We start from the raw sequence: 14,027 nt of genomic DNA, 5'->3' as shown, positions 1-14,027 counted from the left end.
TTCGATCAGCGTCTTATCGAATACGGGTAATAACGAGAATAGTGGTCAGCAGCGTCAGGATCGACCCGGCGATACCGGTCGCTTCCGACAGTGCCTGACGAGCCGTCAGATCGCCCGTGGCCTTCTGCGGAACGATGATTTCGGCACCCGGCTCTACCCGCGGGTAGATGTTGAAGAACGCAAACTTGCGGGTCCGGTCGGCCGAGCCGTTGGCGTACACGACGTAAGCGCGCTTGCGGGCCGAACGGGAAGTAAACCCGCCTGCCTGCGAAATGTAGTCCTGGAAGGTCTGGCCGGAACGGTATTTCACCGTGGTCGGCAGCAGCACTTCACCCCCGATACGGATGGTTTCCAGACGCTTCGGAATCCGCAGAACGTCGTTCGACTGGAGCAGCATGTCTTCCGACGAGCCCGGACGGTCCAGAATCCGCTTCAGGTTGATGCCGATCAGTTCCTGACGGACATCCGATGTCGGAGCTACGTCAACCACCGTACGCTGGCTGTCGTCGGCCAGTTCGGAGATGGTCTGCTGCTTCTGCTGGGCTTCCTGCTGGCTGATAACCACGGTACGCACCAGCGTAGCGCCTTCGATGTAGGCGTACGGCGTCAGACCGCCGGAGAGCTTAATGAGGTCCGAAACGCGCTGGTCTTTGCTCCGCAGCGGGTGGGGACCCGGCAGCACCACTTCGCCTTCCGCCTGCACATACGACTGCTCGCGGTAGTTCGGCGAGCGGCGCACCAGCACTTCGTCGAACGGCTCCAGCAGGAAATTGCTGTCGCCGGGCTTGATGCTGAGATCGCGGCCCACATCGACGCGGTATACTTCGGCGATCTGGCCCGTCGTGGAAGTCGGGTCAACGTCTTTTTTCCGGCGGATGATTTCCACCTGCGAGGCCGCGGCTGATTCCCGCAGACCACCCGCTTTGATCAGCAGGTCGGCCAGGGTCATGTTGGCCGTGTAGGGCACTTCGCCAATCGGGATGTTCACGTCCCCGGTCAGTTTGACGTTGGCAAACTCGGCCATTTCAAAGCGCGACGGAATTACGATCTGGTCTTCCCGGCGCAGTTCCACGTCCGGGTCGACGCCGTTGATGATGTTGGCCAGATTGAGCGAGATGTTCTCGACGGCCATGTCTTCGCGGGTACGGATGATGTTGATGCGGCCCGTAAAGGCGTCTCCCCGCAGGCCCTCAGCCGATTGCAGCACCTGACGCAGGGTCTTGTTCTGATCGAGTGAGTAGGTGCCCGGGCGGAAGACCGCACCGGAAATGACCACCTGGTTTTCGTAGCGGTTTAGAATCTGTTCGACCGATACGTTGTCGCCGTCCTGAAGCGTAAACGTGCGGAAATCGGCCTCGGTCACGTCGATCACTTTCAGTTCTTTGTTGGTGAAACGCGTCACCTTGATGCGGTTGCGGTAGGCGTTGCTGCTGAAGCCACCGGCCAGATCGAGCAGGCGCTGCATGGTTTCGCCCGGGACGAGTTCGAAGATGTTGTTCCGCTTGACGGGGCCGCTGATTTCGACCCGGAGGCGGAAGGCGTTGAACCGGAGCACGTCGTTGTCCTGCAGGCGCAGGTTATTGCGCTGAACGCCCGTGGTCAGGAAGTCGTAGAGGTCGATGGTTGCCGCTACCCGGTTGTTGCGGATGAGCTGGATGTTCCGGAACGAGCCGATGCCGTTGGGACCGCCCGCTTCGTAGATGGCGTTCAGCACGGTCGAAAGGGACGACAGCGTGTAGGTGCCCGGTTTGCCGGCCTCGCCCAGTACGTTGACCCGGATGCTGCGGATGTTGCCCAGCGTAACGACCAGATACGTGTTGGCCGCCCCGTAGGAACTGGTTTTCAGACCGACGTAAATCTTGGCCAGCCGGTCGCGGAGGCGGGCTTTAGCCTGGTCAATCGTCAGACCGGCCACGTGCACGGGTCCGATTTTTTCGATGTACACAAAGCCGTCCGGATTCACCGTCAGGTTGTAATTGAATTCGGAATAACCGTAAACGTTGACGTTCAGCTGGTCATCCGGCCCGATGACGTATCCGGCGGGCGTCGCAATCCGCAGGTTCGGCTGGAACGTGCCCTGATAGTTCGGGTTATTGAAAACGTCAAAGCCGAAAAGCTTGCGGCGCTGGCGCTCCAGTTCGTCCCGGCGCAGGTTTTCGTACTGTTCGTCGGCGCTTTCCTGGCGGGCGTTTTCGTCGGCTTCGGTCAGCGGGTCGTCGGAGTTCCGGCGGCGTTCGTTGTTGACCGCGTCGCCGTTCGCATCGGTCTGGCCGTTGTTGTTGTTGCCGGTCTGGGCGTTGCCCTGCTGCGTGCGGCCACCCTGCTGGTTGTTGTTTCCCTGCTGGGTGTTGCCCTGCTGGGTCCGGGTACCCTGTTGCGGAACATTGCCCTGCTGGGTGCGTGTGCCCTGTTGCTGGGTATTGCCCCGGTTGGTGTTGCCGGGCAGATTGGCAGGAAGCTGGGTGCCGGGAGCTCCCGGCTGAGCGGGCCGCGGAATACCGGCCGGAAGGCCGGAAGGAGCCGGGCTGGTTGGTGCAGGTTGGATTTGTGCGAACGTGTCCAGGGTAGTGCTCAGGAAGAGTACTCCCAACATCATGCGGCGTACCGATTGCATGGATTTCAAATATGAGATATTTTCAGTTGGACGCTGGAAAATTGCGGAAATTTGCATATTTTTAAGAAACCGTACGAGCTCCTTATGAGCCGGTTACCGCTGACTTTTAACGAAAAAAGGGCGAAAATGATATACAAACTTACTTTGCCTCACAAAGTAAACGAACTTTTTATACAATTGAAACAGTTTTCTTTTGTACGGGGCGTTTTCATAGTTTGTGCCACAGCAGTGAAATTTGCTCACCGTTTTGTCCCATATTCAATTATCGTACCGTTGAGACTCTCCTAGTTAGTTTGGGTTACAAATTGCTTCATGAATGGCTGAAAATAGCAACGTACAGTACACCGAAGACAGCATTCGTTCGCTCGACTGGCGCGAACACATCCGGCTTCGTCCGGGTATGTACATTGGGAAACTGGGCGACGGCTCGGCTCCCGATGACGGGATTTATGTTCTGTTGAAAGAGGTGGTCGATAACTCCATCGACGAACACGTCATGGGTTTCGGCAAAGCGATCGACATTAAAGTGACCGACCACCGGGTCGAGGTGCGCGACTACGGCCGGGGCATTCCGCTCGGGAAGGTGGTCGACGTGGTTTCCAAAATCAATACCGGCGGGAAGTATGACTCCGGCGCCTTCCAGAAATCGGTCGGCCTCAACGGGGTCGGCACCAAAGCCGTCAATGCCCTGTCGTCCTATTTCAAGGTCCAGTCGTACCGCGACGGCAAGACGGTCTGGGCAGAGTTTGACCGCGGCGTGCTGAAGAACAAAGGCGAAGAGGCGACTACCGAGCGCAACGGAACGCTGATGGTCTTCGAGCCGGACAATACGGTGTTCAAGAACTTCCATTTCCGCGGCCAGTTCGTCGACAGCATGATCTGGAACTATTGTTACCTGAACGCCGGGCTTGTCGTCAACTTCAACAAGCAGAAGTACGTTTCGCAGAACGGCCTGCTCGACCTGCTCCGCAACAAGACCGACGAGGAAGCCCTGCGGTATCCGATCATCCACCTGAAAGGGCAGGACATCGAGCTCGCCCTGACCCACGGCAACCAGTACGGCGAAGAATATTACTCCTTCGTCAACGGCCAGTATACGACCCAGGGCGGCACGCACCTGGCCGCCCTGCGCGAAGCCATCGTCAAGACCATTCAGGAACACTTCAATAAATCGTACGAGGCGTCGGACATCCGGGCGTCGATCATCGGCGCTATCAGCCTGCGCGTGCAGGAGCCGGTCTTTGAATCGCAGACCAAAACGAAACTGGGTTCGCAGACGATGGCTCCTGAGCCCGACAGCCCGAGCGTGCGGACTTTCGTCGGCAATTTCCTGAAAGAACACCTCGACAACTACCTGCACATGAACCAGGCCGTTCGCGACGCCATGAAAAAGCGGATCGAGCAGTCGGAGCGGGAGCGGAAGGAACTGGCGGGCATCAAGAAACTGGCCAACGAACGGGCTAAAAAAGCCAACCTGCACAACAAGAAACTGCGCGACTGCCGCATGCACCTCACCGACGCCAAATCGGACGAACGGCTCAACACGACGCTGTTCATCACGGAAGGGGACTCGGCCAGCGGTTCGATCACCAAGTCGCGGAACGTCCAGAACCAGGCGGTCTTCAGCCTGCGCGGCAAACCGCTGAATTCGTTCGGGCTGACCAAGAAGGTGGTGTACGAAAACGAAGAGTTCAACCTGCTGCAGCACGCCCTTGATATCGAGGACGGTCTGGAAACCCTGCGCTACAACCGCATCGTGATCGCCACCGACGCCGACGTGGACGGCATGCACATCCGGTTGCTGATGATGACTTTTTTCCTGCAATTCTTTCCGGATCTGGTCCGGAACGGGCATCTTTACATTCTCGAAACGCCGCTGTTCCGCGTTCGGAACCCGAAGAACCACAAAGAGACCGTTTATTGCTATTCGGAAGACGCCAAACAGCGGGCGATCGATAAGCTGACCAAAGGCGGCAAGAAGGTGGAAATCACCCGCTTCAAAGGGCTGGGCGAAATCTCCCCCGACGAATTTGGCCTGTTTATCGGCGAGAACATGCGGCTGGAGCCGGTGATCATGGAGAAAGAAACCTCCATCCCGAAACTCCTCAGCTATTATATGGGCAAGAACACGCCCGACCGCCAGCGCTTCATCATCGACAACCTCCGCATTGAAAAGGATGTGGAGGACGTAGCCTTAGTGTAGTTATGAATTAAGAGTTATGAGTTATGAGTTGGCTTCGCTTGTAGAAATATCTGTTATTTCAGCGGAGCCGACTCATAACTCATAACTCTTAATTCATAACTCTTAATTCATAACTCTTTCCAAAGTGACCCTTGAATCTCTCCGTACCCAGATTGATGCCATTGACGATGAACTGCTTCAGCTCCTGAACAAACGCATGGAACTGGTGCGGCATGTGGGTGAAGTGAAGAAGTCCAGCAACTCCATCATTTACCGGCCCGAGCGCGAACGCCAGATTCTGGAACGGCTGAACGCGCAGAACCAGGGCCTGCTGACGCCCTCCGCCATCGAAGCGATTTTTCTGGAAGTGTTCGCCGTTTCGCGGAACCTCGAACTGCCCGAGCGCGTGGCCTTCCTGGGGCCGGATGGCAGCTTCACCCACCAGGCCGCCGAAAGCCGTTTTGGAGCCATGAGCGAATACATGGCCCTGCCCACCATCCGGTCGGTATTTGAAAGTGTCGAAACCGGCCGCGCCCGCTTCGGCGTGGTGCCCATCGAGAATAACCAGGAAGGGGTGGTGAACGAAACCATCGACCTGCTGTTTGAAAAAGAACTGCTAATTGCGGCGGAAGCCCAGATCCCGGTTCATTTTACGTTTGCCACGCAGACCGACAAACTTCACGAGATCACGCACATCTACTCCAAGGACATCGCCTTCCGGCAGTGCGGCAAATTCCTGAACGAATATTTTGAAGGGCTGGATGTCGAAATGGTGCCGGTGGAATCGACCTCCAAGGCGGCCAAACTGGCGGCCCAGCAGCCCCGCGCGGCGGCCATCTGCTCGCATATCGCGGCCAAACTGTTCGGCGTTCCCGTCCTGTTCGATAACATCGAAGACTCGGACCTCAACCGGACCCGCTTCCTGATTCTGGCCAAGAATTTTCAGAATGGGAAAAGCGGCAACGACAAGACGACCCTTGTCGCGAAACTCCAGAACACCAACAAGCCCGGCGTGCTGGCCCAGTTCCTCCAGGAATTCGACGCCCGCCAGATCAACCTGACCAAGATCGAAAGCCGCCCCCTGCGCGACGGCGCCTCGTTCAAATACTGGTTCCTCATCGAATTCGAAGGCCACTGCGACGACCCACAAGTACAGGAAATCCTCCAGCACCACGGCACCGAAGTAAAGTGCCTGGGCAGCTACGTGAAGGTGTCGTAGAAGTAGGTATGAGGCGTTTTAGGTATGAGGTGATAGGTATGAGGTATGAGGTGGTTTTGCCGGTCAGTTAACACTTCGGCGGAGCCACCTCATATTTTATACCTCATACCTATATTTCAGAACTGCTTCAGAAAGCTCACTTTTCCGATCACGTGCTGCTCGTTCTGGCGGCTGCCCGCCTGCTGGTAGCCCCGGTGGTTGAAAACCAGATACAGGAACGAGAGCGGCCGGTATTCCCAGGCAAGACGGATGTTGTAGATGTCCCGGTTGTTGTCCGTATTTTTCTGGTAAAAGCCGATGAGCTGGACGCGCGGGTTCAGGGCGAAACGGCCTTCTACCGTGTACAGGTCCACCGTTCGGCTAGTCTTTTCCTCGCCAACTTCTTTAAACCGGTTTGTCGTGTACCGCATATTGATGGAAATATGCGGAATGGGCGAGTACCGAACGGTCCAGTCGGCCGAGCCCAGCCGCCCGTCATAATAGCTTCCGATTTCGTAATTCAGCGTGGAACTGATTTTGCGGGAGGGATCGGTGGCTGCCCAGAATGCGTACCGGGTGTAATTATAACATCCCGGCGCGATCGTCACGCCCAGCGGCACAAAGGCTTCGGTGAGGTACTGGTACGTCGGGGTAACCAGCACACCGAAGAAACCGCCGCGCTGGAAGTTGAACCAGATCGGGTTGAAGGCCAGCTGGCGCTCAATCAGCCGCCCGGTGGACGCCTGGTGATAAAACTCCGTCATAATGCCCGGTTCGAAGGCCCGGATATGTTTCCGGAACGGAATCCAGCGGCCCCGGTTGTACCAGAAAATGCCCGGTGTCGTGGCGACCACGTCGCTGCGGGAGACAAAACCGACCGAAGGGTTGAAGTTTTTGGTTACCACCGACTGCGTCCACCAGATTTTCCACTGGTTTGTCGCAAACGTATACCGCGCGTAGCCCGCCACTCCCTGTCCCTGCCCGTCGGAAGCTGCCGACTGAATGAGCATGCCGTTCAGCGTTGATTTTTCGCCAAAGCGAAAGAAGCCATCGACGGCCCCGACCCACTCGCTGCGGCTCGGAAGTGAATCCAGACGCTGCTGCTGTTTGAGCGTGAAAAGCCCGCCGATCCGGTTCTGGGCCCCGATGTTCTGGGAATAACGCCCGACGGCAAAAACGGTGGCCGGGCTGTCCGCCTGCTCCATCTGCCGCATCAGAATACCGCCGTAATTCCGTTTGAGGGAGCGGTACACGTACCGGGCTCCGGCCTGAATCGGAATGGGATTCCCGAAATCATCCAGACCAATGCGTCGGCTGAAAAACGGCTGAATCCGCATGCTTCCGCCCGACTGGTCATCGCCTGGGTAAAGGCCCGTTCCGAAAAGACTGGCGTTTTCGAGGAAGAACTGACGCCGCTCCGGGAAGAAGACCGAGAACCGGGTGACGTTGTTAACCTGCCGGTCGGCATCTGCCTGGGCAAAATCGGTGTTGAAGGTCAGGTCCAGCACGCTGTTCGGATTGATGGCCCACTTGACCTCGCCGCCGAGCTTCAGGGCGTCGCGGCTTCGGTTGCCAATCTCAGAGCCGTCGTAGCGGTCGTTGGACCAGAGCAGGTAAGGATTGACCTGGATGTTGGGCGAGGGCGGCGGTGGTTGCAAATTCGCCAGTTGACCGGCATAATCCATCCGCAGCGGGCTAAATGCCCTCGGGAAAGGCGACCAGGCCGTGGCTTCGTTGGTCATCCGGCGGTTGCGGAAAAAGTTGATGCCCCACGTTTGGGTGCTGTCCGCTGATTTTGGATACCGCAGCGTTTGCCAGGGAATGGCAAATTCGGCCACCCAGCCCGAGTCGAGCCGGCTTGTCCGGACACGCCACAGTCCGTCCCAGTCCGTATCGTACAGCGCATCGTCAAACGAAAGCAGGTCGCGCTGGGTGCCGTAAGGGTTGGTCATCATCATCATGGCGTTTCGCCGGTCGCCAAAGCCGTCGATGGCGATGCCAAAATGGTCGTGAGAGCGGGGGCTGAAATCCCGGCGGAAGTCGGTGACCCGCAGGCCGCGGCGGCCCAGCGAATCGCGGCAGAAGGCCGAAATGTACAGAAAGTGGTGATTGTATAAAACGCGGACTTCGGTCTGCTGGGTGGGACGGCTGCCCTGCACCGGCTCGATCATCACGAAATCGGCCAGAACGGGTGCTGTTTTCCAGGCGGCTTCGTCGAGGCGTCCGTCGATGCGCAAAACGGCATTGACCGGCCGGGCCAGCAGGGTTTTTCGGACGGAATCAGGCGCAAAAACGGTAGCGTCCTGGGCAACGAGTCGGGAAGAATACAGGAAAAGAAGTAAGAAGAAACGTTTGGTCATAGATAGCGGTTGGGTAACGAATCGGCAAAAGTACAAAGCCCGTGCCGATCCGACGAAACCACTCATCACGAATAGAAACCAAAGCGGGTTTATCCGTTCCCCAGAATGCCTTTGGCCCGTTCCACATCCCGGTTCATCTGCTCCACCAGCTCCGGCAGGCCGTTGAACTTCATCTCCGGACGCAGGTACGCCCGCAGCTTCACGGTCAGATGTTCGCCGTAAATGTCCTGATTGAAATCGAAGATGTAGACCTCAATGGTCCGGTTCGTGCCGGCGACCGTCGGGCGGGTGCCGATGTTCATGGCGCCCTGCAATAGCTGGTTCCGGTAGAGGACATCGACCGCGTAAACGCCGTTGGCCGGAATCAGCTTTTCGTGGTCATCAATCTGAATGTTGGCCGTCGGGAAGCCGATGGTGCGGCCCAGTTGCCGGCCTTTGACGATGGTGCCCGTCAGGCTGTAAGGCCGTCCGAGAAACTGGGTAGCGATGCGCAGATTGCCTTCCAGCAGCGCCGCCCGGATTTTGGACGAACTGACACCGACCGCTTCCACGTCCTGCCGCGGAATTTCTTCCACTTCAAAGCCATATTCGGGAGCGTGCTGGCGGATGTAGTCAAACCCGCCTTCGCGGTTACGCCCAAACCGGTGGTCGTAGCCGATAACCAGCTTCCGGGTGCCGATTTTGTCGAGCAGAATCTGCCGGATGAACTCTTCGGAGGTCAGCTCCGAAAACGACCGGGTAAAGGGAATGATAATCAGGTTGTCGATGCCCGCCTGTTCGAGCAGTTCTACCTTTTCGTCGAGGGTAGAAAGCAGTTTCAGGTCCTGGCTGTCGTTGGAAACCACCGTGCGGGGATGCGGCCAGAACGTGAGCACGACCGTTTGGCCAGCGGCCCCGGCCGAGCCGCTGTTCCGGGCGATTTCCGTTAATCGATTCAGGATTTTCTGATGCCCGAGGTGAACGCCATCAAAGGTACCGCTGGTCACGACGGCAAAGGGCAATGGCTTGAAAGACTCTATTCCGTGGTAAACGTTCATGAAAAAGTCGTCAGCGGTCCGCCGCTGCGGTCGGTCGGTCACCGGTGGTCAGTCGTTGGGGCCCGCCTCCGGGCTGGCGACTGACGGCTGAGGGACGGATGCCTTTATTTTCGTTATAAATTCCTCTACCGTGTCGGCGTCTTCCACCCGGAAGTTCCCGATGCGGGTGCGGCGCAGCACTTTCAGGTACGCGCCATTGTTGAGCAGAAGGCCCAGGTCGCGAACCAGACTGCGAATATACGTCCCTTTGGAACAAACAATCCGAAAATCGATTTCCGGGAAACGGCTGGTTTCTACCTCAAACACCGGAACGGAAACGGTCCGCGACTTAATTTCGGCGGTTTCGCCCCGACGGGCCTTTTCGTAAAGCCGTTCGCCGTTCACTTTGACGGCCGAATAAATCGGGGGAATCTGGGTAATTTCGCCGGTCAGCTGGCGGACGGCCTCCTGAACCGCTTCGGCGGTCAGACCAGCGAGGTTGTATTCGGCATCAAACTCCGTTTCCAGATCGACCGAGGGCGTGGTTTTGCCCAGCACAAGTGTTCCGGTGTACTCTTTTTCCTGCGCCTGGTACTGGTCGATCTGCTTGGTTTTCTTTCCGGTACACAGAATCAGCAGGCCCGTAGCCAGCGGGTCCAGCGTACCGGCATGGCCTATTTTCTTAAATTTTCCGGCGTATCGGAGTTTGTTGACGACGTCGAAAGAGGTCCACCGCAGCGGTTTATCGATCAGAAGAACCTGCCCTTCGTCCTGTTGTGGTTGTTGCATGGGGCAAAGATACGGAAGGATTGGCTGGGATGGTTAAAATGGTTGAATGGCTGTAAATGGCTGGATGGTTAAGTGGCTGTGGATTTAGCCATTCAGCCATCTACAACCATTCAACCACCCATCCTACACCACCTCCAGCTTCACCCCCGCCGCCAGCAGGCCCAGCAGAAGTAGACCGACGGCAATGCGGTAATAGCCGAAGACCTTGAAGCCATACCGGGTCAGAAAACTGACGAAGCCCCGAATGGCCAGCAGACCGACCACGAACGCCACGGCGTTGCCGATCAGCAGAATCTGGATGTCGTCGGCGCTGAGCATTTTGTAGGTTTTCAGCAGTTTGTAGCCCGTAGCGGCGGCCATCGTCGGAACGGCCAGGAAGAACGAGAATTCCGCCGCCTGCGTGCGGGTCAATCCCTGAAACATCCCGCCAATGATGGTGGCCGCCGACCGCGAAACCCCCGGAATCATGGCAATGCACTGGAAAAACCCGATTTTCAGGGCTTCGGGGAAAGTCACATCGTAGTCGCGGTCCACCCGGTTGATGAGGCGGTCGATGTAAATCAGGACAAAGCCACCGAGCAGCAGCGAGATGGCGACCACATAAATGTTTTCCAGCAGCGAATCGATGAAATCGTTCAGCAGAAAGCCGATGACCGCTGCGGGCAGGAAGGCAACAAACAGTTTGATGTAAAAATCAAGCATGCCCACATGGCCGCGGGTGGCCTTTTGCAGACCGGCCGGCAGGGCCGAGTACCAAATGGGAGTTTGCTGAACGGCTTTCCGGGCTTCTACCAGAAATCGGCGGCGATACAGCACCAGAACCGAAAGAATACAGCCAAACTGAATATTGATGGTAAAAAGCTTGGTAAACTCCTGGCTGCTGATACCGACCAGAGAAGAGTAAATAATCATGTGGCCCGTGGAAGAAACCGGCAGAAACTCCGTCAGTCCTTCGATGATCGCCAGCATGATGGCGTGAAATAAACTCATTGATTCGACTGACTATCCTGCCCGGTGCGGCGAAGTATGGCAAAAAATTCAATAATAAATCCGGAAAACACGATCAGGGGGCCAACCGTCAGGCCGAGCGCACCAAAGCCGAATTCTTCTTTGTCCAGGCTCATGATGAAAAAGCCCAGCAGAATGACCACCACGCCCACAATCATCAGCGTGTAGTTGGCTTTGCCAAAGGGAAGTTTAGTCATAAAAATCAGGTTTTAACGTATTCATTCTCCGGCCCTTATCGACTTCGCGTTCAGTTTTTACGAAGCGACTATTGACCGTAATTAATTCTTAATAAAGTTCATCGAGCGACATTCGCAGGTAGCGATGAACGGCCTGGAACGTACTGATCAGGCCAATAATCATGCCCAACACCAGCAGACCGGCAAACATCAGACCGATTTTGTCCAGTTCCTGAAGCATGGCCCAGCCTTCGATGTTCTGGTTTGCCAGTTGCTGCAGGCCGATCAGCAGACCCGTGGCGATAAGTCCGGCCAGAAAACCCTGAACAATGCCCCGCCACAGGAATGGCCGCTGAATAAAGCCGTTGGTCGCCCCGACGAGCTGCATACTCCGGATGAGCAGCCGCTGGGAATACAGCGCCAGCCGGATCGTATTATTCATCAGCACGACAATGATAATCAGCAGAATCACCGCAAAAACTGAGAGCACGATGTACACTTTTGTGATGTTGCGGTTGATTTCATCCACAATATTTTCCTGATAAACGACTTCAAAGACGCCGTCGACGCTCTCCAAATCCTGCTTTACGGAACGAAGTTTGGCTTCTTCAAAATAATCCTCGCGCAGTTTGATCCGGTAGGAGTCACGCAGCGGGTTTTCCGTCAGCAGGTCGTTGAAATTCTCCTTTGTTTCGGCGATGAATTCCTTGGCGGCATCATCCCGGCTAACGAAGGTGACCTGGGGAGCCGTATTCGTATATAATATATAAGGCTTGGCGTAAATGGTTTTCTGCAGGGCTTCCCGTTTATCTTTTTCCAGATCCTTGTCGAGAAAAGCCCGCACTTCGTTGTTTTCCTTGATATACTGAACCAGCTTTTTGGACTGCAGGGCAAGCAGTCCGCAGAAGCCCATGAGAAACAACGCCGAGGTCAGGCTGAAAAGAATCATCCCGCTCGGATACGAACCCACTCTCTTTTTGGTAGCCATAAAAACGTTGACAGGCGATTGGTGTTTCCGCAAAAATAGACATTTTGCCCGAACGCCAACCGCCTGCCTGAACCGCCAGGACGGATTTTAGGAAAAATTAACGGATTGCCTGAAAGGAAGAAGTTTCCGGTCCGGTCAGCGCCTGGTAGACGAGCACCTTGAATTTGTCGTCCACATCCCCGAAGCTGTTGGGGTATTTATTGATAAAAAGGATACCGATCAGATTCTCTTTCGGATCGGCAAAGAAGGTCGTTCCGAGAATGCCGGACCATTCCATCGTGCCTTCGGACACCGGCCGCAGGGAAGCTTCCTGACTGGTAGCCAGGGCCATACCAAAACCGAACCGTCGGGCCCCGATGGCCAGGCTGCCGATCTGGTTGGTGGCCATCATCCGCACACTCATCGGGCTCAGGATGCGCTTGCCGTTGAATTCGCCCTGATTCAGAATCATCTGGACCAGAGCGGCATAATCCAGAGCGGTTGAACAGAGCCCGGAGCCGCCCGATAAGTACGTTCCGGCCGCTTTGGGGTAGTCAGGATTCATCTGAGCGGGCATCTTCTTGACCGTCCGGGTCGTGTCTTCGGTATAAAGCGGAGTGAGCAGGTTGGCTTTTTCGGCAGGAAGGTAAAAATAAGTGTCTTTCATGCCGAGCGGCTCAAACAGGCGGGTCCGCAGAAACTGATCCAGCTTCTGACCGGATACCAGTTCCACCAGGTAGCCGAGCACATCGGTATTGAGGCCGTAAGTGAATTTCTCGCCGGGCTGGTGCATCAGCGGAAGCTGAGCAAGAGTTTTTACCGAAGCTGCCAGGTTTGCGCTGGGCGTACCGACTCCGTTCGGAATGCGGTTTTTCTGGTAAATAGCCATTGCCTCCTTTGGGCCTAACCCGACAATGGGGTAACTGATTCCGGACGTATGATTGAGCAGATTTCGGATGGTAATCTGTCGTTTGGCGGGCACGGAGGTAAAGGAGCTATCCCGTGGATTGAACCTACCCAGAACCTTGGCATTGCGGAACTCGGGAATGTACCGGGCAATCGGGTCGTCCAGCAGCAGCTTGCCCTCTTCGTACAGCATCATCACGGCAATGGTGGTTGCCAGTTTGGTGAGTCCGGTAATGCGAAAGATGGCTTCCCGTTTCATCGCCTTTCCTGCCTCCGTATCGTCCTGCCCAATGCCTTTATGATACACCAGTTGTCCGTTGCGTGCCACCAGCGCAACCGCGCCCGGAATGCGCTTTTTATCGACATATTCCTGAAGGAGGCGGTCAATGCGCTGGAGACGATCGGCGCTGAAGCCAACCCGCTGCGGGTCCGTTTCGCTCAAACCGCCAGCATGGCTCGCCACAGAGGTGAACGGCTGGGCGGAGGGCGGCTGAGCTACTGGTTTGGCAGGCGGTGTAGATTTAGGCTGAGCAAATAAAGGGGAACAAAAACAGCAGGAGAGAAAAAGGGCAGAAAAGTGACGCATGATGTTAAAGATTTAGGCGCAAAAGGTAAGAGAAATCCATAAATCAGTACTGAGGAAACAGACAAATTTTGATAGGGCTTTATTGATCGGTTATTAGACCGCCGGCCGTCGGTCGTTTTAAAGAGTGTTGGAAAAGTTAAATTTTGTGTCTTTTAGGTTACTTAAGAGACTATATAAATCATGACTGGCGAGGAACAAAAAAGGGTGTAGAATCGGTTATTTATA

Annotated in this window: 10 protein-coding genes; 2 read left to right on the top strand and 8 right to left on the bottom strand. The window is 56.0% G+C overall.

The window, feature by feature from the left end; all coding sequences use genetic code 11:
• Nucleotides 1-13 precede the first annotated feature (13 nt).
• Nucleotides 14-2,614: an SLBB domain-containing protein gene (locus ORG26_RS01130; RefSeq protein ID WP_266366569.1), complete on the bottom strand. Its 2,601-nt coding sequence runs from the start codon at nucleotides 2,612-2,614 to the stop codon at nucleotides 14-16.
• Nucleotides 2,615-2,930: 316 nt separating this feature from the next.
• Here ORG26_RS01130 and ORG26_RS01125 point away from each other — a divergent pair, with 316 nt between their 5' ends.
• Together ORG26_RS01125 and pheA are read left to right on the top strand one after the other, a co-directional pair.
• Entirely contained in the window at nucleotides 2,931-4,817 is a 1,887-nt protein-coding gene (locus tag ORG26_RS01125; RefSeq protein ID WP_266366567.1) for a DNA topoisomerase IV subunit B, read from the top strand.
• A gap of 124 nt (nucleotides 4,818-4,941) precedes the next feature.
• A complete protein-coding gene (gene pheA / locus ORG26_RS01120) occupies nucleotides 4,942-6,015 on the top strand; it encodes a prephenate dehydratase (RefSeq protein WP_266366566.1) in 1,074 nt (357 codons plus the stop codon).
• 116 nt (nucleotides 6,016-6,131) lie between these two features.
• Here pheA and ORG26_RS01115 read toward each other — a convergent pair whose 3' ends face one another.
• The 7 genes from ORG26_RS01115 to ORG26_RS01085 form a co-directional block, all read right to left on the bottom strand.
• A complete protein-coding gene (locus tag ORG26_RS01115) occupies nucleotides 6,132-8,354 on the bottom strand; it encodes a carbohydrate binding family 9 domain-containing protein (RefSeq protein WP_266366564.1) in 2,223 nt (740 codons plus the stop codon).
• Between the two features lie 89 nt (nucleotides 8,355-8,443).
• A complete protein-coding gene (locus tag ORG26_RS01110; RefSeq protein WP_266366562.1) occupies nucleotides 8,444-9,391 on the bottom strand; it encodes a bifunctional riboflavin kinase/FAD synthetase in 948 nt (315 codons plus the stop codon).
• 48 nt (nucleotides 9,392-9,439) lie between these two features.
• Nucleotides 9,440-10,159: a tRNA pseudouridine(55) synthase TruB gene (gene truB, locus ORG26_RS01105; protein WP_266366560.1), complete on the bottom strand. Its 720-nt coding sequence runs from the start codon at nucleotides 10,157-10,159 to the stop codon at nucleotides 9,440-9,442.
• Between the two features lie 123 nt (nucleotides 10,160-10,282).
• Complete coding sequence (locus ORG26_RS01100) at nucleotides 10,283-11,149, bottom strand: undecaprenyl-diphosphate phosphatase (RefSeq protein ID WP_266366559.1); 867 nt, start codon at nucleotides 11,147-11,149, stop codon at nucleotides 10,283-10,285.
• Nucleotides 11,146-11,364, bottom strand: a complete 219-nt coding sequence (locus tag ORG26_RS01095) for a DUF3098 domain-containing protein (RefSeq protein WP_266366557.1) — start codon at nucleotides 11,362-11,364, stop codon at nucleotides 11,146-11,148. Before ORG26_RS01095 ends, ORG26_RS01100 begins: the two co-directional genes overlap by 4 nt.
• Before the next feature lie 88 nt (nucleotides 11,365-11,452).
• A complete protein-coding gene (locus tag ORG26_RS01090; protein WP_266366555.1) occupies nucleotides 11,453-12,331 on the bottom strand; it encodes a cell division protein FtsX in 879 nt (292 codons plus the stop codon).
• A 97-nt stretch (nucleotides 12,332-12,428) separates the two neighbouring features.
• On the bottom strand, nucleotides 12,429-13,679 hold the full coding sequence (locus ORG26_RS01085) for a serine hydrolase domain-containing protein (RefSeq protein ID WP_266366553.1): 1,251 nt from the start codon (nucleotides 13,677-13,679) through the stop codon (nucleotides 12,429-12,431).
• Nucleotides 13,680-14,027 lie beyond the last annotated feature (348 nt).

It is taken from the genome of Tellurirhabdus rosea, from assembly GCF_026278345.1.
Classification (GTDB): domain Bacteria; phylum Bacteroidota; class Bacteroidia; order Cytophagales; family Spirosomataceae; genus Tellurirhabdus; species Tellurirhabdus rosea.
This window is presented reverse-complemented; position numbering and strand designations above follow the sequence as displayed.